The following is a 25,330-nucleotide window of genomic DNA, read 5'->3' as shown; positions in this document are numbered from 1 at the left end:
ACTGATCAGTAGAAATTCACTGGGGATTTGCTTTATTCATGAAGAACTACGGAGTGAGATCTAAATTCCAGACAATGCGGAACAGTATGAACTGTGGCAGCGATTCTGCTCATGTAACAATAAAGTAAAATTGCCGACACATATAAATTCTCATATACGTGTACACTCTTCCCAATCTCTCCTCATGCGTAATGTAGGCGTTTTTAAAGAAAACCCGCTTGGTGAACTTACAGTTTTTCTTGACTTTATTTTGACAAAATAAAATCGCAAAATAGGTGTGAGGAAATGTAAATCCGACATAGGAAAAGCCCGTTCCGCCCGTACTGTATTGTTGTATATACATTAATGGAATGCCGGATGATGTGTCTGCCATTCCAATAATGCCCGTTTTAGCCTCTGTTTGCGCCTGTATCAGGGTGTGATATAGTGCATTTGAGGCCCTGAAATGGGCTGTATCGCATGCCGAAACGGTGCATATTGTAAGGCGAGAAAATAGTCTCTAAATGTAAGTTATTGATGTTCAGTGCTTTGTGCAAGTCTGTCATTTCTCGAGTATTTGCGTTCGAAGGAGAGTCTGCCTGCAAATATTCGCTTATTTTTGTGGGTAGAACAGAAAACTCTGGCAGAAAAATCTCATGATACTGAAAATCTGTAACTGCCCCGATAGCTTCTATTACAGAAGAAAGCAACAACGCATATATGGAATTAATTTTTGCTGTTTTTATTGTAGCCAATATCCGTTTTGTTTCTATAGAGTCAGCTATAACACGTATTTTCTTGTTTTGATGTTGTATGGTGCATGAATACTGAATATAAAAATATATATTTATTTCAAGGGGGATACATAATGATACCAATATCATATTTTTAATGCTTTGCAAGGTTTGTTTTTCAATTTTATATTGTTAGCGGAAATAAAAAGATTAGTTTTGCATATACATTTATTTATTCTTTAGAGTTATGGAAGAGAATTTGGGCTTATTGGATTTTCCTATACCTGAGGATTTGTCCAAAAGAAAGATAATAAAGGTTGTCGGTGTAGGTGGAGGTGGATGTAATGCTGCCAGCAATATGTTCCGGGAAGGTATTGATGGAGTTAGTTTTTGTGTGTGCGATACCAACACTGCATCGCTCAACTCTTCACCGGTGCCTCATAAGGTGTTGCTGGGAAAGACCGGGTTGGGAGCCGGAGCCGACCCTGAGCGTGGACGTAAGGAGGCAGAGTTGAATGTGGAAGAACTGCAGAGGCTGTTCAGTGATGGTACACAGATGGCTTTCATCACAGCCGGAATGGGTAGCGGCACCGGCACTGGAGCTGCTCCGTTTGTTGCAGGAGTAGCAAGGCAGATGGGAATCCTTACTATTGGAATTGTAACGTTGCCGTTCTATTTTGAGAAACGCCGAAAAATCCTGAAGGCTCTTAAAGGTCTTGAAGAGATGCGTAAGAATGTAGATGCTCTGCTGATAATAAACAATCAGCAGATCTGCAATGTATACAACAGTGAACACATTCCGGTGACAGAAGCCTTCAGACGTGCCGATCAGGTATTGTGTAATGCAACAAGAAGTATATCAGAACTTATTACCATTACCGGAAATATAGATACGGACTTCCGGGATGTTGAGACGACTATGCGTAACGGTGGAGGAGCTATCATGGCTATGGGAAGAGCGTCTGGACAGCATCGTGTGGAAAAGGCTTTTGAGGATGCGCTCAACTCACCTTTGTTATACGGAAGCGATATTGACAAGGCGCAGAGAATACTGTTCAATATATATACAAGTTCTGAAGCAGAGCTGTATGTGGATGAGATGGATGAGATTGACGCATTTACGGATTCGCTCAATCCCGACATTGACGTAATATGGGGTATCGCCCAGGATGATACTCTCGGGCAAGACGTGAAACTGACTATTCTTGCCACAGGTTTCGAGAACAAATTGTGGGATGAGGATAAGATGAAAGAGCTTGACCTTACTGATGGGGAATATCTGAACATGATCATTGAGAAGTTGTATGGTAAGGGACGGCGTAAACAGAATGACGATATCAGGAATATGGAAAAACAGGAAATGAATGAATTGGCAGACAAAGCAGATGAAAGTCATGAGCAGGAAACTGATAGTGTGATAGTGGACGATAATGACGTTGAGAAAGAAGAACTGCCTTCATCGAAACACATTGTGGACAAAATGAAAGATTACTGGAAGAAATTCTCTACGACTATTTTTGAAGATCATGACGAGTAATTCGGGTGAGGCGTATGAACAATGAAAAAAAAGTGAAACTTCTGTCAATAATATGCAGGGAGTTTCAGGCGGAAGGCCGTTATGACCTTATGCTGCAAGGCATTGGTGGCGCTAATCTTGAACGACTGTGTGTAGAGGCGGCGCGTGCCAATCTGAGCGGTTTGCGTATAACTTCCGACTTTCGTTTTATACTTACAAAATGGAATAGGGAAGTGGAACTCTCGCCTCTGCATAAAGCACTGTATATTCTTTTTCTGAAGCATGAGGAAGGTATTGAGTTTAAAAGGCTACGCGACTATGCCGACGAACTTGCGGAAATTTACACTCCGATGTGCAACAGAGTGAGTCAGCAAGTGATAAGTGAGAGTGTCGAACGGCTTACAAATCCGCTCAATAATGCAGTCAATGAGAAGTGTTCACGCATAAAGGCTGCCTTTGCAGAACACATGGACGCTTATGCCTTACGTTATTATATTATAGCAGGACATACCGTAAAACATATAAACGGCAGTAACAAACAGTGGTTTGAGCGTAAGAAGACAATAGAACTACCAAGAGAACTTGTTGAGTACATGTAACAGGCTGCTGATTACAGTATCCTCCAAATCCTACGTAGGTGCAGATGAGATTTTTCTCAATTTTCATATTAATGGTATTTAGTGGCTGAAAATTTATTAAGGAATGCGTTCTGATTGGTTGGAAAGTAAACATATAAAATAAATATAAAAGGGAAAGCCTTAAAGCTTTCCCTTTTATATTTTTATTTATCAATAGAATATTTTCATATTTATCAGTCTCTGATAATGTGCCGTATTACTGTTTTTCTACAATCTCCTTTGCTTTTGCAAGGGCTATGTTGATGTGGCTGCAAATGTTCTCTTCGCCTATCATGTCGTAGAACCCTGCATGCTCGAGCACTTTGTGCACCTTCGGGTTGACACCGGAGAGTACAATCTGTATGCCTTCTTTCTGACTCATAAGACACAGGTTCGATAGATTGTGTATGCCGGTAGAATCTACAAAGGGCACTTTTCTCATTCTTATTATGCGTACTTTTGGTCTGTCACCCATATTTGCCATGATTTCCTCAAATCTGTTGCCGGCGCCGAAGAAGTAAGGACCATTGATTTCATACACTTCTACACCTTTCGGTATGATGAGGTGTTCGTTGTTTTCGTGTTTCAGATCGGTATCTTCGTACGGATCTATTTCGTCGAGCACTACTTTTACATCAGTTGTCTCTGCCATACGTCTCATGAAAAGCAGACAGGCAATAACCAATCCTACTTCAATTGCTATTGTCAGGTCGAATATTATTGTGAGCAGGAATGTTATGACAAGTACGGTGATGTCGCTCTTTGGATTTTTCAGAAGCATTACGAACGAACGCCAGCCGCACATGCCGTATGATACTACAACGAGAACTCCTGCAAGACATGTCATTGGGATGTATTTTGCCAACGGCATCAGAAACATGAAGATGAGCAACAGTACAACAGCGTGCACGATGCCGGCGACAGGTGTGCGGCCACCGTTGTTTATGTTGGTCATGGTGCGTGCAATCGCGCCGGTTGCCGGTATTCCACCGAAAATTGGTGTGGCAAGGTTGGCCAGACCCTGGCCTATGAGTTCTGTATTGGAGTCGTGATGGTCACCAATCACACCGTCTGCCACTGTTGCTGAAAGCAGACTCTCTATGGCTCCGAGTATGGCAATGGTAAAGGCCGGCGATACAAGAGCTTTTACAGTTTCCCATGTTATTTCGGGCAACTGTGCGTCTGGTAGTTCTGAATTTATGGCAAAACGGTCGCCGATGGTTTCTACTGATGCGATTCCAAATACGTTTTTAAGTATGAGTGCAAACAGTGTCATCAGAATTATGGCGATGAGTGAGCCGGGAATCTTCTTGCTGAACCGCGGTGTTATGGCAATGATTATGATGCTTACCACTCCTATTATGGCACTCCAAGCGTCAATAGTGTCGAGGCTTTGGAAATAAGCTATCCATTTCTCGATAAAGTCAGACGGTACCTCTGTCATTGACAGGCCGAACAGGTCTTTTATCTGTGTAGTGAAGATTGTTACGGCAATTCCGCTCGTGAATCCTACAATTATAGGGTAGGGTATGAATTTTATAATGGTACCAAGCCGCAGAAGGCCGAATAATAGAAGAAACACACCAGCCATAAGTGTTGCTATGGTGAGTCCCTGTATGCCGTACTGTTGTATTATACCATATATTATTACTATGAATGCTCCTGTCGGTCCGCCTATCTGTACTTTGCTTCCGCCAGCCATCGATATGATGAAACCGGCTACAATGGCGGTGATGATTCCTTTCTCCGGAGTCACTCCGGAAGCAATACCGAAGGCTATGGCCAATGGAAGGGCCACAATACCTACTATCACACCGGCCATGACGTCAGACATAAACGTTTTTTTGTTGTAGTCTTTCAAGGTGGAAATCAATTTTGGTTTGAATGCCAATACTTTCATTTTTGCTTTTGTCTTTAATGAAATATGAATGTTTTATAAAATGAAATAACTGTAAAATTTTATTAATTTACCTTGCAAAGGTAATACTTTTGTGAATAGAAACAAAATCATTTATGAGGTTTTTACCCTAAATTGCTAACACGACATGTCAAATTGTGACGTTTGATGTCAGTATATGCATTCTGACGTAAGAGTATTCCGGTATGAAAGGATAATTGTTTTTTATTGTTGAGCGTGTATTTATCATAGATATGCGAAATACATTAATCATAACATCTGGATGCTGGGATGAAATGTGCGCAAAACTGACATATTCTGTGTCGCGTTTTATTTTGTTGCATATTGCGCAAAAATGAACAATTTATTTAAGGTGTTGTTTTTCAGCGTATTGTGAGTCTTGGTTTTCCTAAGCATGAAGTCGGTAATGTAGATTGGTCTTTATGACGTCTCAAAACTGCCTTTATTGTGATGCAAAACGCTGCATTTTGCGATGTCATTATGACTGTTTTGTGTGATGAAAAAGCCTTTTTGGTGCGATGTATAGCAGAAAATGATTTGCAGGTGTCATATTTACTGACAATAAGAGATGATTTAATGCTGTTTCGTGTTTTCGGAAGCGATAAGAACAAAGTGTTAAAAATTTCCGAAGTTTAAGTTAATTCTGACCTATGGTACTATATGGATAAGACTGCGTAAGACTGTAATTGTATGTTTATTTCTGTGTATACAAATATGTTATTATATGGTGTGTGTAGAACGATACATTTTATATATATATGGGTATGAAAAATAGAGCCCGGTCATATATGGCCGGGCTCTGAAACAGAGATTGTGGTAATGCGTGTCTTATTTTTTTTCTTTCAGCAGATCGCGTATTTCCGTAAGTAGTATTTCTTCTTTAGACGGTACTGGAGTCGCGGGCTTTTCTTTTTCGGCTGATTTCTTCTTCACTAGTTTGTTTATCAGTTTTATGATTAGAAAAACGCAAAAGGCGATGATAGTGAAGTCTATGACAGTCTGTATGAAGCTGCCGTAATTTATTGTTGCAGGTGTTGCTGTTTCGCTGCCGGTGGGAAGTGCAGGTAGTGTAACCTTCAGATCCTTGAAGTTCACACCACCTATTATCCATCCTATTGGTGGCATTATAATATCGTTTACAACAGACGAGACAATCTTTCCGAAAGCTCCTCCGATGATAACACCAACGGCCATGTCGACAACATTGCCCCTGATGGCAAAATCCTTGAACTCTTTAAAGAAACTGTTCATGTTTGAATTTTATATTATTTAATACTGTATTTCGATGCAAATATAGAATTTATTTTGTAACTTTGCACGCGTAAAAAGAAGAAAAGTGGATTGATTTGCGGCATCCGCCGCAAGCCGTACAGATATCTTGGATTTCACCGGCTTGACAACCACCTGATTCTGAAGGATAATATATATTTAACCCTTTATAAAACATAAAGTAAAATGATTAAAATTGGTATTAACGGATTTGGTCGTATCGGCCGTTTCGTTTTTCGCGCTGCACAGAACCGCGATGACATTCAGGTAGTAGGTATCAACGATCTTTGCCCGGTTGACTACTTGGCTTACATGCTGAAGTATGACACAATGCACGGTGCTTTCAATGGTACAATCGATGTTGACGTTGAAAACAGCAAGCTCATTGTAAATGGCAAGGAAATTCGTGTAACAGCTGAGCGCAACCCGGCTGACCTGAAGTGGAACGAAGTTGAGGCTGAATATGTTGTTGAATCAACAGGTCTGTTCCTCACAAAGGAAAAGGCTCAGGCTCATATCGAGGCTGGTGCTAAGTACGTAGTTATGTCTGCTCCTTCAAAGGACGATACTCCAATGTTCGTTTGCGGTGTTAACTTCGACAAGTATGTAAAGGGCACACAGTTCGTATCTAACGCATCTTGCACAACAAACTGTCTGGCTCCTATCGCCAAGGTTCTGAACGACAAGTTCGGTATCACAGACGGTTTGATGACAACTGTTCACTCTACAACTGCAACACAGAAGACTGTTGACGGTCCTTCTATGAAAGACTGGCGTGGTGGTCGTGCTGCTTCTGGCAACATCATCCCGTCTTCTACAGGTGCTGCTAAGGCTGTAGGTAAGGTTATTCCTGAACTCAACGGCAAGCTGACTGGTATGTCAATGCGTGTTCCGACTCTGGACGTTTCTGTTGTTGACCTGACAGTTAACCTCGCAAAACCGGCTACATATGCTGAAATCTGCGCTGCTATGAAGGAAGCTTCTGAAAGCGAACTCAAAGGCGTACTGGGTTACACAGAGGATGCTGTTGTTTCTTCTGACTTCCTGGGCGACACACGTACTTCTATCTTCGATGCAAAAGCAGGTATCGCTCTGACAGACACATTCGTAAAGGTTGTTTCTTGGTATGACAATGAGATCGGTTACTCTAACAAGGTTCTCGAACTCATCGCTCACATGAAGAAAGTTAACGGATAAATCCGAAAATGGAGTATAGTGTCGTCTTCGGAGACTGTATGATTTTCGTATGAGTGACACAAAACCCCGTTTACGTTAATAAAAACAGGCCGTCCGGTATTGCCGGACGGCTTTTTTTTATTATTTTTGTCGGCAGATGCCAAAGATGATAACAATATTGGGACCGACGGCAAGCGGAAAAACCGCACTTGCTGCAGCTCTGGCTTATAAGATCGGAGCTGAGATAATCAGTGCCGATTCACGGCAGGTCTATAGTGGAATGACTGTCGGAACTGGTAAGGATTTGGACGATTATGTAGTAAACGGTCGACAGATAAAGTATCATCTTATAGACATTGCTCGTCCAGGCGATAAGTATAATATATATGAATATCAGCGTGATTTTCACAAAGTATATGCAGAACTTGCGCAACGAGGTGTAATGCCGATATTGTGTGGAGGCTCTGGGCTTTATATAGAGACTGTGCTTAAAGGTTATTCGTTGTCTACTGTACCACAGAATCCGGAACTGCGGCAGAGACTTTCTGGTAAGACTTTGGAGGAACTTACCGAAATTCTTGTTGATTTGAAGGCGCGTAATAATTCATGTATGCACAATCGTTCAGATGTAGACACGGCACAAAGGGCAGTAAGGGCAATAGAGATAGAGGAGTATAATCTGCATCATCCGTCGTCAAATACAGAATTTCCTCCAGTAGAGTCTGTAATAATTGGCGTTGATATTGATCGTGAAAGCCGTCGGGCAAGAATAACCGAACGTCTTAGACAGCGTCTTGAACATGGCCTTGTTGAAGAAGTTGAAGGACTTCTTGAAAGTGGTGTCAGTGCAGAAGATCTGATTTATTATGGATTGGAGTACAAGTACGTGACAGAATACGTGACAGGTCGTACCACACGTGATGAGATGTTCAAGGGGCTTGAGATTGCAATACACCAGTTTGCAAAACGTCAGATGACATGGTTTCGTGGCATGGAGCGTCGTGGTTTTACAATCAATTGGGTTGATTGGCACATGTCGATGGATGAGAAACTGGAATATATCATGAAACTAATAGTTACACAATCATAGCATCAATATGAATAATGACAAGCGATGGGGCATTCTTTATTGTCCGAAACGTGATGACAAGAGGCACAGAAGCAAGCGATGGAATAAGATAGAGAAATGCTTGCGGGATAATGGTATTGACTACGATTTTGTGCAGAGTGAGAGCATGGCGGGCGTGGAAAGACTTGTCAGAATGATGATAAACAATGGCTATAAGACAATTGTTATTGTTGGTGGTGACTCTGCGCTTAACGATGCTGTGAATTGTCTTATGCAGATGGAGACAAAGGTTCGTGACGAGATATCCATAGGTGTGATACCTAATGGAATAATCAACGATTTCGCGCATTTCTGGGGATTTAAGGAAAGTGAGCTGGAGAAGGCTGTGGTGGCATTGAAAAACCATCGTGTCAGAAAGATCGATCTTGGATGCGTGAGATACACAAACAGAAAGGGTGAGGCCTGCAGAAGATATTTCCTCAATTGTGTTAACATCGGTTTCATAGCTTCCGTGATGAATATACGTCGTCAGACACGTCATTTCTTCGGATCACGTACGCTTTCCTACATTTCCTCTTTCATTCTTATGATATTTCAGCGTATGGAATATAAGATGCATCTGAAAATCAATACAGACGTCGTGAGGCGCAATGTCATGACTGTGTGTGTTGGAAATGCTTCTGGTTATGGGCAGACTCCGAATGCTGTTCCTTATAACGGCATGCTCGATGTGTCTGTTGTATATCATCCGGAGATGACACAGTTGTTCGAAGGAATATACATGTTTCTTAAAGGAAAATTTCTAAACCATAAGAGTGTGCATCCGTATCGGACGCAGAAAGTCGATGTCTTGGAAGCACAAAAGGCTCCTGTCGGTATCGATGGGCGATTGATGAAGTCTCCTGTAGGACCGTTCTGTATAACAGTGGAACAGGAAGTAGTCAACTTTATAATACCGGAGTGATAGCTGTTTCAGACAGTTGTCATGTAGTGATTCTGTCTTTTTTCATGTCTGTATTTGATTTCTGGGCTATACGACGATTGTTGTTTGGGCTGGAAAAGGATGTTTTTTGCTTGTAAGTTTTTCTCTTTATTCTGCATGGTTTTTATGTTGTTATTGTGATTCTGTGTTGGAATAGCTCTGCTGTGTTTTTCTGTATTAGTTCATACTGTTTTTATGTGTATGGGCTTTTCTTTACATTTATTGTTTATATGTGATTTGATGCGTCTCTTTGAATATGTTTTTTTGATAAAATGTTGTGATGTTCGTTTGTTGTTTTGGAGTGTATGTCATTTTTTTGTTCTAATTTTCTTTAGAACCGTTCTTTTGTCATGATGTCATTGAATTTAACTCATAATTCTCTTACTGCAGGGAAATGATTTACAGATAGGCTTCTTAATGGGAGTTTAAAATGAAATAATTTCGAAAATAACCATGTATTTTTTTTGCGTTTATACCAAAAATTATTACCTTTGGAAATGTTAATGTACGATCTATAAAGATAGCTAACCATAATAATTATTTAATAAAAAACCTTTAAAACTATGGGTTATTTGCGATTTGAAAAAGCTCTGATGACAAATCTTGAAGAGTCTCTCTCAAGAGAATTGCTTCGGACCAATCGCTCGGGAGCTTATTCATGTTCGACAATAGTTGACTGTAATACACGCAAGTATCATGGCCTGCTAGTTGTTCCTGTTCCTGAGTTGGATGATGAAAATCATGTCCTTTTGTCCTCTCTAGATACAACTGTTATACAGCACGGAGCCGAGTTCAATCTCGGACTTCACAAGTATAGCGGTGATAATTACAATCCGAAAGGACATAAATACATTCGTGAGTTTGATTGTAATAAGGTTCCTACAACATTATATCGTGTTGGAGGCGTTTTGTTGAAGAAGGAAGTTGTTTTCCAGCATTATGAGGATCGAATTCTTATACGGTATACGTTGGTTGACGCACATTCGGAGACAAAGTTGCGTTTTAAGCCGTTTCTTGCGTTCCGTAGCGTGAGACAGTTCACTCATGAGAACTCCGTGGCTTCAAGAGATTATTCCAATGTGGAAAACGGAATCTCAACATGCATGTATCCCGGATATCCCGATCTTTACATGCAGTTCAGTAAAGACAATCAGTTTGTGTTCCAACCGGATTGGTATCATAATGTAGAATATCCTAAAGAGCAGGAACGCGGATATGCTTCAAATGAAGATCTGTATGTTCCCGGATACTTTGAAATGGACATAAAGAAAGGTGAGAGTGTTGTTTTTGCAGCTTCAACATCGGTAAGTAATACTGGAGAGTTGAAAGAACTTTTCGATAAGGAAGTGAGCGAACGCAGTCCAAGAGACAATTTCTTCCATTGTCTTGTCAATGCAGCGCATCAGTTCCATAACAGAGCAAGCAATGACGACAGATATATTCTTGCCGGTTATCCATGGTTCAAAAGCCGTGCACGTGATACATTCATCGCACTTCCGGGATTGACTCTTTCCATTGAGGAGCAGGATTATTTTGAGCTTGTAATGAAGACGGCTGAGCGCGGATTACGTGAATTCATGGAAGGAAAACCGCTTACGGTTAAGATTTATGAGATTGATCAGCCAGATGTCCTGTTATGGGCAGTATGGGCAATACAACAATACGAACGTCATGTCGGAAGCGAAAAATGTTTCCAGATGTATGGCTCTTTGTTGAAGGATATTGTTTATTACATTATTGATGGAAAGCACCCGAATCTTATACTGAAGGAAAACGGACTTTTATACAGTAACGGACGCGATAAAGCTGTAACGTGGATGAATTCAACCGTGAATGGTCGTCCGGTTGTTCCGAGAACAGGTTACATCGTTGAATTCAATGCATTGTGGTACAACGCATTATGCTTCTGCTCTTCTATTGCTACTACAGGTGGCGATCTTGAGGCTGCTTCAAGACTGGAGAAGATGGCAGAGTTGTGCATGCACTCTTTTGTTGACACATTCCTCAACGAATATGGATATCTGTTTGATTATGTTGATGGTGACAATGTGGACTGGAGTGTACGTCCTAATATGATATTTGCCGTTGCTTTGGAATATTCTCCTTTAAATAAGGCACAGAAGAAGAGTGTGCTTGATTTGTGTACCAGAGAGCTTCTTACTCCAAAGGGATTGCGTTCGCTTTCACCGAAAAGCGGAGGTTATAACCCTATGTATGTAGGACCTCAGACGCAAAGAGATCATGCCTATCATCAGGGAACGGCTTGGCCATGGCTTGGTGGATTCTATATGGAAGCATGTCTGAGACTTCACAAACGTACAAGGTTAAGTTTCATTGAACGTCAGATGGTCGGTTACGAAGATGAGATGACACGTCATTGTGTCGGAACCATTCCGGAGCTGTTTGATGGAAATCCGCCATTCAATGGAAGAGGTGCCATATCTTTTGCCATAAATGTTGCGGAGATATTGCGTACATTAGAGTTTCTTGAAAAATATAAATATTAATATAAAGGAGGATTTTAGTTATGAAAGTCTTGATGTTCGGATGGGAGTATCCTCCTCACGTATACGGTGGACTGGCTACTGCAAATTATGGAATTTCGGAAGGTCTTCATGCGCAGGGTGATATTGACATAACCTTATGCCTTCCAAAGCCTTGGGGAGACGAAAGCAAACATGCTGCCAACATTCTGGCAATGAATGCAGTTCCTATTGCATGGCGTGATGTCAGCTATGATTATGTTCAAAGCAGGGTGGGTAATATAATGTCTCCGGATCTGTATTTCCAACTGCGTGATCATATATATGCGGATTTCAACTATATGCATGTCAATGATCTCGGATGTATGGAGTTTGCCGGAGGTTATCCCTCTAATCTGCATGAAGAAATCAACAATTATTCTATTATTGCCGGTGTTGTTGCTAGACAACAGGAATTTGATATCATACATGCTCACGACTGGCTTACTTATCCGGCTGGAATAAACGCAAAATATGTAAGCGGAAAGCCTCTGTGCATACATGTCCATGCGACTGACTTTGACCGTTCGCGCGGAAAAGTCAATCCGACAGTGTATTCCATAGAGAAAGACGGTATGGACAATGCAGACTGTATAATGTGTGTGTCAGAACTGACACGTCAGACTGTGATCAACCAGTACCATCAGGATCCGCGCAAATGTTTCACTGTTCACAATGCCGTTTATCCTTTGAGACAGGAGCTTCAGGACATTCCACGACCGGATCATACAGGTAAGGAGAAAGTTGTTACATTCCTCGGACGCCTTACAATGCAGAAAGGTCCGGAATATTTTGTTGAAGCTGCCAATATGGTTCTGCATCGTACAAGGAATGTGCGTTTCTGTATGGCTGGTAGTGGTGACATGATGAATGCGATGATATACCTTGCTGCAGAACGTGGTATTGCCGACCGCTTCCATTTCCCGGGATTCATGCGAGGAAAAGAAGTATATGAATGTCTTAAAGACTCCGATGTATACGTTATGCCGTCAGTAAGCGAACCGTTTGGAATATCGCCGCTTGAGGCAATGCAGTGCGGAACCCCGACTATAATTTCAAAGCAGAGCGGATGTGCGGAAATTCTCAATAATTGCATCAAGGTTGACTATTGGGATATTCATGCTCTTGCAGACGCCATTTATTCAATATGTAGCAATGAGAGCCTCTTCCGATATCTGCAAAGCGAAGGAAAGAAAGAAGTCGACCAGATCACTTGGGAGAAAGTGGGCGTCTGGATACGGGAGTTATACGAACGTACAATAAACCATCAACTATAAACTATAAATCAAAGAATCTATGAAAACGATTTGCTTATATTTCGAAATACATCAGATGATACAATTGAAACGTTATCGTTTCTTTGATATCGGCACAGATCATTATTATTATGATGATTATGAGAATGAGTTCAGAATAAACGACATAGCAGAGCGTTCATATATGCCGGCGCTCAACACCCTGCTCGAGATGATAAAAGCCAATAACGGTTATTTCAAAGTGGCTTTCTCGCTGTCTGGTGTTGGTATGGAGCAGCTTGAGATGCATGCTCCTCAGGTTATTGAAAAACTTCAGGAACTCAATGAAACGGGATGCGTGGAATTCCTGGCAGAGCCTTATTCTCATGGCCTCGCATCGCTCGTAAACCATGACAGTTTCGCTTCTGAGGTTAAAAGACAGTGTGAGAAGATGAAGGAATATTTCGGACAGACACCTAAGGTGTTGCGAAATTCATCCCTCATTTACAGCGATGATATTGGTCTGCAGGCTGCAGACATGGGATTTAAGGGTATGCTCACCGAAGGCGCCAAGCATGTTCTCGGATGGAAATCTCCACATTATGTATATTCATGTGCCACTGCTCCAGACCTGAAACTGCTGTTGCGTGATGTAAATCTCAGTGATGACATATCCCTGCGCTTCAATAATAGCGAGTGGGACGAATTCCCATTGTTTGCAGACCGTTATGTGGACAAGATTGCAAACCTCAATGAAGATGAGAGAATAATCAATCTTTTCATGGAACTTTCTGCCCTTGGTATTGCACAGCCATTGTCGAGCAACATTCTCGAATTCCTCAAAGCTATTCCTGAATGTGCCAAAGCCCGCAATATAGGATTTGCTACTCCGTCGGAGATATGTGAGACTGTAAACAGTGTCGGAACGCTTGATGTGCCAGATACATTGAGTTGGACGGACGAGGAACGCGACGTCAGCAGCTGGCTCGGCAATCCTATGCAGCGTGAGGCTTTCAATAAGCTTTATGGTGTTGCCGATCGTGTACGTATTGCAAACGATCCGCGCATAAATCAGGACTGGGATTATCTGCAGGCATCAAACAACTTCCGCCTGATGACAACAAAACCTTCTAATGTAGGCCTTGACCGCGGAATATACAGCAGTGCGTTCGATGCATTCACCAATTACATGAATATATTGGGTGATTTCATCAGCCGTGTAAACTCCCTTTATCCTGACGAAATAGACAACGAAGAGCTCAGTTCGCTGCTTACGACTATAAAGAATCAGGATGAGGAGATCGATATGAAGAACAAGGAGATTGTACGTCTTCAGACAAAGATTGAGAAGATTGAAGCTGCAGAAGCTAAACTCCGTGCCGAGATGGAGGCAATGGCCGCACCTGCTGCAAAGCCGGCGCCAGCCAAAACAACAAGAAAGAAAACATCTTCCACAGCAAAGAAGGCTAAGGCAACTGAGACTCCTGCAAAATAACAGAGCACACATATTTTGTCCTGACCATATATTTCAGGACAGACAGATAAAAGAATCAAGGTCCCGAAAACAATGAAATGTTTTTCGGGACCTTTCTTTATTATTGCAGCTTTAAGGTAGTTTTATAGTATACACATCTTTCAGAAAGTTTATTTCTCGTTTTTCTTTATTTCGTTTTCATAGATATTCCTGGCATCAGATTCTTTTTTAATTGCCTGCAGATAGTCTTCTCTGTCTTTTGTACTGACAACAATCTTTCCGAGTTTACCCATTTGTTGTGCATTCCACGAACTGATTGCGAAAGTTATCGAAACAGAACCTTTTGTTCCTTGAGGATAACTGTCTGCGAACTTCAAGGTCTTGTCTATACAGAATCCTCCATTCTTGTTAGCACAGAACGGTATGCCGTCAGCGTCATACACAACCACTCTTATATCACTTAATTGAAACAAAGAACCGTTGTTAAGGTAAGTTCCGGGAGCGGTAAGTTCGGTTTCCGCCGTTAAAGCAACCTTGTTGTTCTTTGCATCAATCTCCTTGATTTTGAAATCCTGCAACAGTTTCAACGGGACGTTCACTGCTACTTCGCTGTTTAAGGACGTTTCTTTCAGTGTTCCGGCTATTTTCTCAATGGCAGCATTCTTTTCATTGTTGATTCTTTCACTTTCAATGACTATGGCGGTGGTTTCTGCTCTGTCGGTTGTATTTGTCAGTTTTGAACGTAGTCCGTCAATTCTTGTTTCTGCTTCGTACACAATTACAGGAAGTTCTCCCAACGGTCCTGATGATAGAGGAGAGGTGTTCTCACCACATGATAGCAGACATGCCCAGCATGCCAGAACTGTATATGCGATAGGTATTATTCTTATTTTCATAGGTTATATAGGAGTTTTGTTTGTCGCAGTTTATGATTGACAGTATATTACATGACGCTTTCATGTTATTTTTGATGCAAAAATAGATTTATAGGATTTCTTTCTCTTCACGGAAAACCGCTATTTTCTATATACATCCTATAAAATATCTATACGAGGATATTTTACTGGCATGATATAAATAAAAAACAGACGGCCTTTAAATGAGACCGTCTGTTGTTCTTATTGTCAGTTCTTAAATCTTATCTGTTGATGTATTTCTTGCCATTCTTGATGACGATACCCTGATAAGATTTGTTTACGCGCTGTCCTGCGAGGTTGTATGCAGGAGCATTAGCGTCTTCTGTGTCATTTTCAACCTTGTTGATGCCAGTTGTAACACCATTGATAGAGTAAATCTTACTTCCTGTTGCTACTTGGTGAGTATTGTTATATACAGACAGCTGGCCATAGATGATAATTTCATCACCAACTTTCAATTCGTCTTTGGCAGTGAATTTCTCGCCATCAAGACCGTAGCCACGATAAATGTTAAGCTGGTTTTCTGTTGACTGAGTATCATTTATGTAATATGTTGCGTTACCATACTGAGTGGAAACTTCTGTAATTTCGGTAACAATACCTTTTACATAAACACTTGTTGCAAGTCCTTCACCAGCTTCAATAAGTTCGTGTGCTTTTGCAACTGTATAGGCGGTTTCTGGAGTATTAGAGATATCTACAATCTCTGGTTCGTCACCAGATTTGTAATATTCAATCTTTGAAATCTGGATAACTCCATTACCACTTGCAGACGCACAGTCGAATATAAGTTTGTAGTAAAGGTTCTTTTCTGCTTTTGTAACATTGAATACCATTTCTCCAGCTTGGAGTTCTTCTGCATTAACTGTTTCAACTACATCATTGTATGCTTCATCAGAAGCAACAACAAGAGAAATTGAATTTACATAAGAGGCTGTCATTTTATCAATTGTAACGACAATGCTTGACAATGCCTCTCCCATGGCAAACTTGGTAGCGATAGAAGCAACTGATGCATTTCCTTTTCTTCCACATTTAATATACGACCAATTGTTCCAATTATTGTTATTGAAGTTTGCAATTTCCCAAGAGTCTGTTCCAATAATTGCTTCCCATGTATCGGTGTATGAACCAATGTGGTTGTTTTCATTATTGTCATCTGGGAAAGTAAGAGTTTTGTAAGGTTCTGCTGCAAATGTTGTATTAAATACCAATGCAAGCAGTGCCATCAATGAAATGCGTAAAATTTTGTTCATAGTGATAATGTTTTATTGGTTTTAAAATAAGTTTTACAAAAGCAAAGATAGACAATAAAACTCAAAGTTGCAATACATGTTATATTAAAATTCGGTTAAAGATAGTAGATATTAATATATTGTTTTAGTACAAGTTGCGCAGCAATATGTAGATAAAAAGTGCGGAGTTGTGACGATAATGTTAAAAAAGACACATTTATGTATAAAATATTTGGAATTGTCAAACTAAAAGTTTATATTTGCGACATGATTTTTATGATTTCGAGATTTACGAAATCGTCCCTCGAGGTTGGTAGCATCCTGCACCAACCTCTTTTTTGTTAAATAATTTGGCGTTTACGTTAAAAGTATTTACCTTTGTAAACATTAAACCGTGCGATTGTTTATTTTAGATACGAATTTAAAAATATTTGCCTATCGATAGAACTTTTACTTAAGAATCAGAAAATATTAAGAAAAATGAAAAATATTCACGATATGACCGACGAAGAGTTGGCCTTATCATATATCGATGGGAATAATCGTGCATTCGACCTGCTCTTATCGCGCAATCAGTCGAAGCTTTTTTCCTATATTCTTTTTGTAGTTCGCGACCGTAATACGGCTGATGACATATTTCAGGAGACTTTCGTAAAAGTCATATCCAAACTACAGCAACGCAAATACACCACGAGCGGCAAGTTCGGTGCGTGGATAATGCGTATTGCCCATAACGTGATAATGGACTGGTATCGCGAACAGCGCTTGGGCAAGATAGTCGAACCGACACTCGACAACGATCTTTCCAACATGTGCAGCAATGAGATACTTGTGGGTAATATCGAGAACTATTTTGTCAATGAGCAGATCATGTGTGACGTGCGCAAATTGCTCAACACTTTGCCTGCGCCTCAGCGCGAGGTTGTTTTCATGCGTTTCTACCAGCAGATGTCGTTCAAGGAAATAGCCGAGACGACTAATGTGAGCATCAATACGGCTCTGGGACGTATGCGTTATGCCATACTCAACCTGCGCCGTCTGGCCAAAGACAACAATATAGCCTTGCAGCTTGCCTGACAGTTGTCAGTCTTGCTGCAAGGTGTGTTTCAGAGAGTGGATGGTCGCAATAGGGTCGGCGGCCTTGAAAATGTAGCTTCCGCTAACCAGCACATCTGCTCCGGCTTTAACCAATAGCGGTGCCGTTTCGGCCTGCACACCTCCGTCTACTTCTATCAGAGCTTTGCTTCCCGATTCGTCTATGAGACGGCGAAGACGTTTTACCTTATTTATTGTGTTGTCGATGAACTTCTGGCCGCCGAATCCGGGATTGACGCTCATGAGCAATACCATCTCCACATCGTTTATGATATCCTCCAATACGCACACCGGTGTGGCCGGATTAAGGGTTACGGCAGCCTTCATTCCGGCTGCATGAATCTCCTGCACTGTGCGGTGAAGATGGGTGCATGCTTCGTAGTGCACGTTCATTATCATTGCTCCTGTAGCTGCCACCTGCTTGATGTAGTTTTCAGGATGCACTATCATGAGATGTACGTCGAGTGGTTTCTTACATGCTTTGGCTACGGCTTCTATTACCGGGAAGCCGAACGATATGTTGGGGACGAACACTCCGTCCATTATGTCGAGGTGGAGCCAGTCGGCTTCACTGCGGTTTATCATTTCAATGTCGCTTTTCAGGTCGAGAAAGTCGGCCGAAAGCAATGACGGCGATATGATTGTTTCCATGTCTGTCTGTTCTTTTCAATTAAGGCAATATACCTCGTTGTGTCCGTTTATTTTCATTACTCTGTAGGTATATGCTATCTGTCGGATGATGTGCAGTGTCATTTCCGACGGTTTCAGATCTTCTGAGTTAAAGTGTTTCATAGGCAGTTGTTTTTGGTGCTTATATTCTGATAACGAGTTTGAGTCATGTTTATTACATGCAGACCATATATTTTTGATTTTATTTTTTGTATAACAGAAAATTCACGCTGACATCACCTATAAACCTTCATAAAAAGAAGGATACATGTATCCAGTGTGTTTCCCTGCGCGTCATGTCGGCGTTTTTCAAGAAAACTCAGGCGGTGTACTTACAGTTTTTCTTGACTTTTTTTTGACAAAATAAAATCGCGAAAGAGATGTAAGGAAATGTTAAATATGGCATCAGAAAGGCCCGTTCGGGCTTTACTACATTATCGTATACCCAGTTGCATAATCTCCGACAATTCGTTTTGTATTCCGATTTTGCCTGTTTGAGGGTCTGATTCTGCCCGTATCAAGGTGTGATATTGTGTGTTTCAGGCCATGAAACAGGCTATATCACATGCAGAAATGGTGCATTTCGTATGATGAAGAAATCTCTTCAGAATGTAAATTATTGGTATTCAGTTGATTGTGTAAGGCACTCATTTTTCTCGTATTTGCATCCGACGGAGAGTCCGCGTGCAAATATTCGCTTATTTTTCGGGGTAGATCAGAAAACTCGGACGGAAAAATCGCGGAACACTGAAAATTTGTAACTGTTCCGGAATTTTTCCTTTCAGCCGAAGGCAAGGGCACCGATACGTGCTTGATGCTATTGTTTTTTTATTGCAACCAATCACCACTGAATTTCTATTGGGCCAAAAAAGGTCTTAAACAGTTTGTGTGTCTGATTAAAATGCGTATTTTTGCAATGATGCGTGCGGTCTTGTTTCAGACCGTACCTTGTGTAGGAAACAATAAGCCGGAGTGGTGGAACACCGGTTTCGGTATAAGAGGAATGACATTATGATAGTAAAAGTATGTGGCATGCGTGATGCCGTGAATATTCGCGCAATAGAGACTGCCGGCGCCGACATGACCGGGCTGGTGTTCTGCAAGGAGAGTCCACGGTATGTAGGGATGATAAACTCGCGGTCGGGACTTATACCCGATTTTCCTGACAAGAGTCTTGCCGACGGTCAGCGTGCAGGGGAGTGCAAGCCGTTTGTGGGTGTGTTTGCCGACGATATGCCGCAGAACATCATAACAAGGATATACAATTACGGGCTTGACTGGGTGCAGCTGAATGGTGAGGAGAGTGCGGTGATGATAGACAATCTGCGCCGTACGGTAGATCCGGACATAAGGTCTGGTTTGAAGGTGATAAAGAGAGTGGTGATAGGATGTCGGGACGATTTTGCCATGTGTGCAGAGTATGAAGGACATGCAGACATGTTTCTTTTTGATATTTCCGGCAATGGTAACGCTACAGACGGCTGTCGGACAGACTGGGGACTGCTGGCGGCTTATACTGGAGCCACTCCGTTTCTTGTGGGCGGCGACATAGGGCCGGAGGATGCCGCCTCTCTGCGGGAGATTGTCCACCCGATGTTTGCCGGAGTGGACATTGATGCGCGTTTTGAGACAGCGCCTGCCATGAAGGATGTAGCTCTGGTGGAGAAATTTATCGCAAGTTTGAAGCGATAGCGTGTCTGCGGACTTGTGAGTCTGTGGTATGCAATGATGGGCGTCTGCAGATGGTTTGGAAACTTTTTTATAAAAGGCTTTCAAAGACCTTTAACGGAAGAGCGGTGCATGACTGTCATTAATCCGTGTCCGGTAATGCCGGGATGGACAGTCTTGCACCGCTCTCGTTGTAATATTATGTATGTGTTGTCAGAACTCGCTTGTGAAGTGGAACTTGATGTGTTTGAAGTCCTGCTGCGCTATGCTCAGCACATAGCCTGAGTCGGCAAGGAATACGTCGCGTCCTTCGCGGTCTTTGGCCATATACTGGAACTTGCGTTTCTTGAACGATTCGAATTCTGCCTCGTTGTCGCTTTCTATCCAGCATGCCTTGTAGAGGTGTACGGGTTCCCAGCGACATTTGGCGTTATACTCATTCTCCAGACGATACTGTATCACTTCGAACTGCAACTGTCCTACGGTTCCGATGATCTTGCGGCCGTTGAACTGGTTTACAAACAGCTGGGCCACACCTTCGTCCATCAGCTGGTTGATGCCTTTCTCGAGTTGTTTTGACTTCATCGGGTCGTCGTTCTCAATATACTTGAACATCTCTGGTGAGAACGATGGCAGGCCGCGGAAGTGCAGCTGTTCGCCGTCTGTCAGAGTGTCTCCTATCTTGAATATGCCGTTGTCCGGCAGGCCGACGATGTCGCCCGGATAGGCTTCTTCGATGGTGCTCTTGCGTTGCGCCATGAACTGGGTGGGTGATGAGAAGCGTACGGTCTTGCCCAGACGCACGTGCAGATATGGATGGTTGCGCTCGAACTTGCCGCTGCATACCTTGCAGTAGGCGATACATGAGCGGTGGTTGGGGTCGATGTTGGCTGTTATCTTGAATATGAAGCCTGTGAACTTGGGCTCTTCCGGGTCGATGTCGCGTTCTTCAGCCTTTGTTGGCTTAGGTGAAGGAGCTATCTCGACAAAGCAGTTGAGCAGTTCCTGCACGCCGAAGTTGTTGAGTGCAGAACCGAAGAATACGGGAGCCACTTTGGCGGCGCGGTATGACTCTACTTCAAATTCCGGATACACGCCGTCTATAAGCTCGATGTCGTCGCGCAGCTGTTTGGCATCCTGTTCGCCGATGTGGTTTTCCAGTTCGGAGCTGTTGACGTCCACTTCCACCTTTTCGGTCACTCTCTGCTTGTCCGGTTTGAAAAGGTCGAGCTTGTTCTCGTATATGTTGTAAACACCTTTGAACTTCGCACCGATGTTGATAGGCCACGACAATGGGCGGACACTTATCTGCAGTTCCTCCTCAAGTTCGTCGAGCAGATCGAACGGGTCGCGTCCTTCACGGTCCATCTTGTTGATGAATATAATGACGGGAGTGTTGCGCATGCGGCACACTTCCATGAGCTTGCGTGTCTGTGTCTCCACTCCTTTGGCTCCGTCAACCACAATGATGGCTGAGTCGACGGCCGTGAGGGTGCGGTAGGTGTCTTCGGCGAAGTCCTGGTGACCGGGAGTGTCGAGAATGTTTATCTTGTATCCATTGTAGTCGAACTCCATCACTGACGTTGAAACGGAGATACCGCGCTGTTTTTCAATCTCCATCCAGTCGGATGTCGCGGTCTTGCGTATCTTGTTGCTTTTTACGGCTCCAGCCACCTGTATCTGTCCTCCGAAGAGCAGAAACTTCTCGGTGAGTGTGGTCTTTCCGGCGTCAGGGTGTGATATGATGGCAAATGTCCTTCTTCTTGATATTTCCTGGTTCATCGTTTATTTGTTTAGTATGTTGATACATTCGGCAAGGCTTTCCTCCCAATAGGGTATCTCGATATTGTAGGTTTGCTTGATTTTTGTCTTGTCGAGCACTGAGTAGTGCGGGCGCGATGCGGCCGTAGGGTATTCGGCTGTGTGTATCGGACGCACATGGCATGTGTTGATGCCGCTCAGACGGTGGATGGCTTTGGTGAAGTCATACCAGCTTATGACGCCTTCGTTGGAGAAATGGTAGATTCCCGGCACTATGCCTTTCTCTACAGCAGCCATAATGGCCACGGCAAGATCGCGTGCATAGGTTGGTGTGCCTATCTGGTCGAATATGACGTTGAGTTCCTCTTTCTCTTTTCCGAGACGCATCATGGTCTTTACGAAGTTGTTGCCGAAAGAGCTGTAGAGCCATGCGGTACGTATGATCATTGTGTTGCTGCATGCGCGTTCCACAGCTTTCTCACCATCGAGTTTGGTGCTTCCGTAAACACTGTTGGGGCATGGTGTGTCGGTTTCTACGTATGGCGTGCATTTTGTTCCGTCGAATACGTAGTCTGTTGACACCTGTATCATCCATCCGTTTCTTTTTGCAACAGCTTCAGCAAGGTATGCAGGAGCTTCAGCGTTGAGTGCCTTGCACAGTTCCTTGTTGCTTTCGGCCTTGTCAACGGCGGTGTAAGCTGCGCAGTTTATGATGATGTCGATGTTGTTGGAGTCGACATATCTGCCGATGGCTTCGGCATCGGTGATGTCGAGTTCGTTCACATCGGTATTGAAGAATGTATGCTGTGGATAGTTCTTTTCAAGTAACTGAAGTTCGTTTCCCAGCTGTCCGTTACAGCCTGTAATCAAGATGTTCATATTGTTTTGTATTTTAGTCTTCGTCGAAAATCAAACCTTCTTTTTTATCCTTGATGTAATAGTCATTCAGCATTCCTATGAACGTAGATATTTCCTTTATGGCATGCTCGGTGTCCGGGCTTATCTGTTTGTTCTGAAGCCTCAGCATCATTGTTCCGTAAAGGGCGTTCATACATGTCTCTATTTCGTTGAGATTCTTGTCGCCTTTGTTTCTCAGCTCTACGATGAATGGGAGCACTTTGTAGTATTCCGCATTGTAGAACGGGAATTTGCTGCTTTGCAGCAGGTTGTTGTGCAGTTCGTTAAGCTGCTGTATTACTATTTCGTTTATCTGGAGATGGCCTCCCTGGCGCTTCCCTTCAATATTCATCATACGTATAAGGTTGCCGTACCAGTCGGCCACTTCTTCTTTCTGTTCATCCGTATATTCGAATCTGGAAATGTATTCCTTGTTAATGCGTGAAAGCGAGCATCCGTACGCACGTATCAGATCCTCGACCTGCCACATGTAAAGAACGTATTCTGCAATATTCTTTTTGTGCAATTCCTGTGCTATATACATAAATGTATGAAAGATTTATAATAAGTTGGAGTAGTCGGTTCGTGTTTTCCGTTTTACTGTTACGGCATGGCCGGTCAGTAATGGAATGTGTATAGATTGAAAACAGTACCGACAAGTATAATCAATGAAATGAGAATGACAAGGCATCCGATAATCTTGTTGATGATGATTATACCCTTGTTGTCAAACTGTCCACGAATTTTGTCGACAAGCCATGTCAGTCCAAACCACCATAATATGGCTCCGCTGATAATGCTGAGGTATCCAATGGACATTTCCAAAGGATGGTCTGGTATGACGAAAGAGAATTGTGCGAACAATACCATGAACAGAAATATTATCAGAGGGTTGAGGAATGTTACCCAGAAGGCCGTCACACCGTTGTATATCAGAGTTCCTTTCTTGTTTCCACTGATATGCATTTTTTTTGTGGGATTGCTTCTGAAACAGTATATACCGAAGAAAAGAAGCAGGGTGCTTCCTGTAATTTTTAGAATGAAGAGATATTGGGGATTTGTAATAAAGTCCATTACAAAACTCATTCCGAAACCGGTCGCCAATGCATATATGATGTCACTTATTGCAGCACCGATACCTGTGACGAATCCGTACCACCGGCCTTTGTTCAGCGTTCTCTGCACGCATAGAATACCAACCGGCCCCATCGGCGCTGATACAAAAATTCCGATTAATATCCCTTTGAATATTAAATCGAGTATGTCTATATGAAAAGGAAACGGCATATCATCTGCAAAATTGCGAATTTTATATGATATGGACAAATTTTTTATTGCAAAACTTTGTGCGTTATGAGTATTTTTTAATACCTTTGCCTATGAAAGATTGCACGCCGGACAAGGCATGATGTTCCTGTATAAGGATTGTTTTTTTGTCTTTTCCGTGTTGCATACCTACATTGGTTTATTACTATTAATTAACTATAAAACAAGAAAACATGAACGCAGAACCAGCAATGAAACCGTATGTAATCGGTTTGGACTTAGGTGGAACCAACTCTGTTTTTGGTATTGTGGACAGTAGAGGTGACATAAAAGTCACAACAGCCATTAAAACTCAGGGTTATAAAAACGTAGAGGATTATGTTAAGGCATCTGTAGATGCACTCAAGGTCATCATTGACCAGGTCGGTGGTATAGAGAAGATCAAGGCAATGGGAATCGGTGCACCTAATGGAAATTACTATAATGGAACAATCGAGTTCGCTCCAAACCTGGAGTGGGGACATGATGGTGTGGTTCCATTGGCAGACATGTTCTCAAAAGCTCTTGGTATACCGGTGGCTCTTACCAATGACGCTAATGCTGCTGCAATAGGTGAAATGACTTATGGCGTGGCACGCGGTATGAAAAACTTCATCGTAATTACACTTGGTACTGGTGTTGGCTCTGGTATTGTTGTTAACGGACAGTTGGTTTATGGATGCGATGGTTTCGCAGGTGAACTTGGTCATGTCATTGTAAAGGAGAACGGACGTTCTTGCGGATGTGGACGTAACGGTTGTCTTGAAGCTTATTGCTCTGCAACAGGTGTTGCCCGTACAGCACGTGAACTTCTTACAACAACAGAAGAACCGTCGTTGCTCCGCGAACTGAATCCGGATGAAATAACATCTTATGATGTGTCAATGGCTGCAGAAAAGGGTGATAAACTTGCACTTGGTGTTTATGAATTCACAGGTAAACTTCTTGGTGAGGCTTGCGCAGACTTCGCTGCATTCTCATCTCCGGAAGCATTCATCTTCTTCGGTGGTCTGACAAAAGCCGGCGATCTGATTATGAATCCGATAAAGAAGGCTTACGACGAGCGCGTTCTGAACATCTTCAAGGGCAAGGCTAAATTCCTTATCAGTGGTCTTGAGGGTTCTTCTGCTGCAGTTCTTGGTGCTTCTGCAGTAGGATGGGATATATAATATTATAAAAGACTTAAAATAAACTTGATAAAGAGAGCCGGAGAATACCGGCTCTTTTTATTTTGTCTTGTTCTGTTATGTACTTTGGGATATAAAAAAGTGCTCCGCCATGAAATATTGAAA

22 protein-coding genes are annotated in these 25,330 nt (G+C 42.4%); 11 read left to right on the top strand and 11 right to left on the bottom strand.

Annotated elements, in window-relative coordinates:
* Positions 1 to 389: 389 nt before the first annotated feature.
* Positions 390 to 863: a hypothetical protein gene (locus WKT13_RS07585; RefSeq protein WP_340323437.1), complete on the bottom strand. Its 474-nt coding sequence runs from the start codon at positions 861 to 863 to the stop codon at positions 390 to 392.
* A 97-nt stretch (positions 864 to 960) separates the two neighbouring features.
* Here WKT13_RS07585 and ftsZ point away from each other — a divergent pair, with 97 nt between their 5' ends.
* Together ftsZ and WKT13_RS07575 are read left to right on the top strand one after the other, a co-directional pair.
* The gene (gene ftsZ / locus WKT13_RS07580; protein WP_298618377.1) at positions 961 to 2,250 is read left to right on the top strand and encodes a cell division protein FtsZ; all 1,290 of its coding nucleotides are present in this window, start codon (positions 961 to 963) and stop codon (positions 2,248 to 2,250) included.
* A gap of 14 nt (positions 2,251 to 2,264) precedes the next feature.
* On the top strand, positions 2,265 to 2,828 hold the full coding sequence (locus WKT13_RS07575; protein ID WP_340323436.1) for a hypothetical protein: 564 nt from the start codon (positions 2,265 to 2,267) through the stop codon (positions 2,826 to 2,828).
* Positions 2,829 to 3,063: 235 nt separating this feature from the next.
* Here the strand turns inward: WKT13_RS07575 and WKT13_RS07570 are convergent, their stop codons facing one another.
* The gene (locus WKT13_RS07570) at positions 3,064 to 4,746 is read right to left on the bottom strand and encodes a SulP family inorganic anion transporter (RefSeq protein WP_340323435.1); all 1,683 of its coding nucleotides are present in this window, start codon (positions 4,744 to 4,746) and stop codon (positions 3,064 to 3,066) included.
* An 846-nt stretch (positions 4,747 to 5,592) separates the two neighbouring features.
* The gene (mscL, locus tag WKT13_RS07565; protein ID WP_298618381.1) at positions 5,593 to 6,015 is read right to left on the bottom strand and encodes a large-conductance mechanosensitive channel protein MscL; all 423 of its coding nucleotides are present in this window, start codon (positions 6,013 to 6,015) and stop codon (positions 5,593 to 5,595) included.
* A gap of 204 nt (positions 6,016 to 6,219) precedes the next feature.
* Here mscL and gap point away from each other — a divergent pair, with 204 nt between their 5' ends.
* The 6 genes from gap to WKT13_RS07535 all read left to right on the top strand — a co-directional run bounded on the left by gap (position 6,220) and on the right by WKT13_RS07535 (position 14,512).
* Positions 6,220 to 7,230: a type I glyceraldehyde-3-phosphate dehydrogenase gene (gene gap, locus WKT13_RS07560; protein WP_340323434.1), complete on the top strand. Its 1,011-nt coding sequence runs from the start codon at positions 6,220 to 6,222 to the stop codon at positions 7,228 to 7,230.
* Positions 7,231 to 7,366: 136 nt separating this feature from the next.
* A complete protein-coding gene (gene miaA, locus WKT13_RS07555; RefSeq protein ID WP_298618382.1) occupies positions 7,367 to 8,299 on the top strand; it encodes a tRNA (adenosine(37)-N6)-dimethylallyltransferase MiaA in 933 nt (310 codons plus the stop codon).
* 7 nt (positions 8,300 to 8,306) lie between these two features.
* Complete coding sequence (locus tag WKT13_RS07550; protein WP_298618383.1) at positions 8,307 to 9,242, top strand: diacylglycerol/lipid kinase family protein; 936 nt, start codon at positions 8,307 to 8,309, stop codon at positions 9,240 to 9,242.
* Positions 9,243 to 9,823: 581 nt separating this feature from the next.
* Entirely contained in the window at positions 9,824 to 11,767 is a 1,944-nt protein-coding gene (locus WKT13_RS07545; protein ID WP_340323433.1) for a glycogen debranching enzyme N-terminal domain-containing protein, read from the top strand.
* 20 nt (positions 11,768 to 11,787) lie between these two features.
* Complete coding sequence (locus WKT13_RS07540; protein WP_340323432.1) at positions 11,788 to 13,059, top strand: glycosyltransferase family 4 protein; 1,272 nt, start codon at positions 11,788 to 11,790, stop codon at positions 13,057 to 13,059.
* Between the two features lie 19 nt (positions 13,060 to 13,078).
* Positions 13,079 to 14,512, top strand: a complete 1,434-nt coding sequence (locus tag WKT13_RS07535) for a glycoside hydrolase family 57 protein (protein WP_340323431.1) — start codon at positions 13,079 to 13,081, stop codon at positions 14,510 to 14,512.
* A 149-nt stretch (positions 14,513 to 14,661) separates the two neighbouring features.
* On the opposite strand, the gene WKT13_RS07530 is transcribed toward WKT13_RS07535, so the two are convergent.
* A complete protein-coding gene (locus WKT13_RS07530) occupies positions 14,662 to 15,387 on the bottom strand; it encodes a hypothetical protein (protein WP_340323430.1) in 726 nt (241 codons plus the stop codon).
* A 242-nt stretch (positions 15,388 to 15,629) separates the two neighbouring features.
* Positions 15,630 to 16,664: a hypothetical protein gene (locus WKT13_RS07525; RefSeq protein WP_340323429.1), complete on the bottom strand. Its 1,035-nt coding sequence runs from the start codon at positions 16,662 to 16,664 to the stop codon at positions 15,630 to 15,632.
* A 459-nt stretch (positions 16,665 to 17,123) separates the two neighbouring features.
* Here WKT13_RS07525 and WKT13_RS07520 point away from each other — a divergent pair, with 459 nt between their 5' ends.
* Entirely contained in the window at positions 17,124 to 17,720 is a 597-nt protein-coding gene (locus WKT13_RS07520) for an RNA polymerase sigma factor (RefSeq protein WP_340323428.1), read from the top strand.
* Between the two features lie 6 nt (positions 17,721 to 17,726).
* Here the strand turns inward: WKT13_RS07520 and rpe are convergent, their stop codons facing one another.
* On the bottom strand, positions 17,727 to 18,389 hold the full coding sequence (rpe, locus tag WKT13_RS07515; protein ID WP_340323427.1) for a ribulose-phosphate 3-epimerase: 663 nt from the start codon (positions 18,387 to 18,389) through the stop codon (positions 17,727 to 17,729).
* Between the two features lie 15 nt (positions 18,390 to 18,404).
* Positions 18,405 to 18,530 (bottom strand): hypothetical protein, encoded by a 126-nt coding sequence (locus tag WKT13_RS07510; protein WP_298618392.1) that lies wholly within the window; start codon positions 18,528 to 18,530, stop codon positions 18,405 to 18,407.
* Between the two features lie 888 nt (positions 18,531 to 19,418).
* On the opposite strand from WKT13_RS07510, the gene WKT13_RS07505 reads away from it, so the two are divergent.
* Entirely contained in the window at positions 19,419 to 20,099 is a 681-nt protein-coding gene (locus WKT13_RS07505) for a phosphoribosylanthranilate isomerase (RefSeq protein ID WP_340323426.1), read from the top strand.
* Positions 20,100 to 20,288: 189 nt separating this feature from the next.
* Here the strand turns inward: WKT13_RS07505 and WKT13_RS07500 are convergent, their stop codons facing one another.
* From WKT13_RS07500 to WKT13_RS07485, 4 genes are all read right to left on the bottom strand, one after another.
* Positions 20,289 to 21,857, bottom strand: coding sequence for a peptide chain release factor 3 (locus tag WKT13_RS07500; protein WP_340323425.1), 1,569 nt, complete (start codon positions 21,855 to 21,857; stop codon positions 20,289 to 20,291).
* Positions 21,858 to 21,860: 3 nt separating this feature from the next.
* Positions 21,861 to 22,715 carry a dTDP-4-dehydrorhamnose reductase gene (gene rfbD, locus WKT13_RS07495; RefSeq protein WP_340323424.1) on the bottom strand — a complete coding sequence of 285 codons (855 nt, stop codon included), beginning with the start codon at positions 22,713 to 22,715 and terminating at the stop codon, positions 21,861 to 21,863.
* A 13-nt stretch (positions 22,716 to 22,728) separates the two neighbouring features.
* Positions 22,729 to 23,277: a DUF4924 family protein gene (locus tag WKT13_RS07490; RefSeq protein WP_298618396.1), complete on the bottom strand. Its 549-nt coding sequence runs from the start codon at positions 23,275 to 23,277 to the stop codon at positions 22,729 to 22,731.
* A 74-nt stretch (positions 23,278 to 23,351) separates the two neighbouring features.
* Entirely contained in the window at positions 23,352 to 24,020 is a 669-nt protein-coding gene (locus tag WKT13_RS07485; RefSeq protein ID WP_298618397.1) for a LysE family translocator, read from the bottom strand.
* 212 nt (positions 24,021 to 24,232) lie between these two features.
* On the opposite strand from WKT13_RS07485, the gene WKT13_RS07480 reads away from it, so the two are divergent.
* Positions 24,233 to 25,207, top strand: coding sequence for an ROK family protein (locus WKT13_RS07480; protein ID WP_298618398.1), 975 nt, complete (start codon positions 24,233 to 24,235; stop codon positions 25,205 to 25,207).
* Positions 25,208 to 25,330 lie beyond the last annotated feature (123 nt).

The sequence above is a fragment of the Prevotella sp. HCN-7019 genome, from assembly GCF_037890215.1.
Lineage (GTDB): Bacteria > Bacteroidota > Bacteroidia > Bacteroidales > Bacteroidaceae > Prevotella.
The sequence above is the reverse complement of the archived record's forward strand: the minus strand, read 5'-3'. Positions and strand labels throughout refer to the sequence as shown.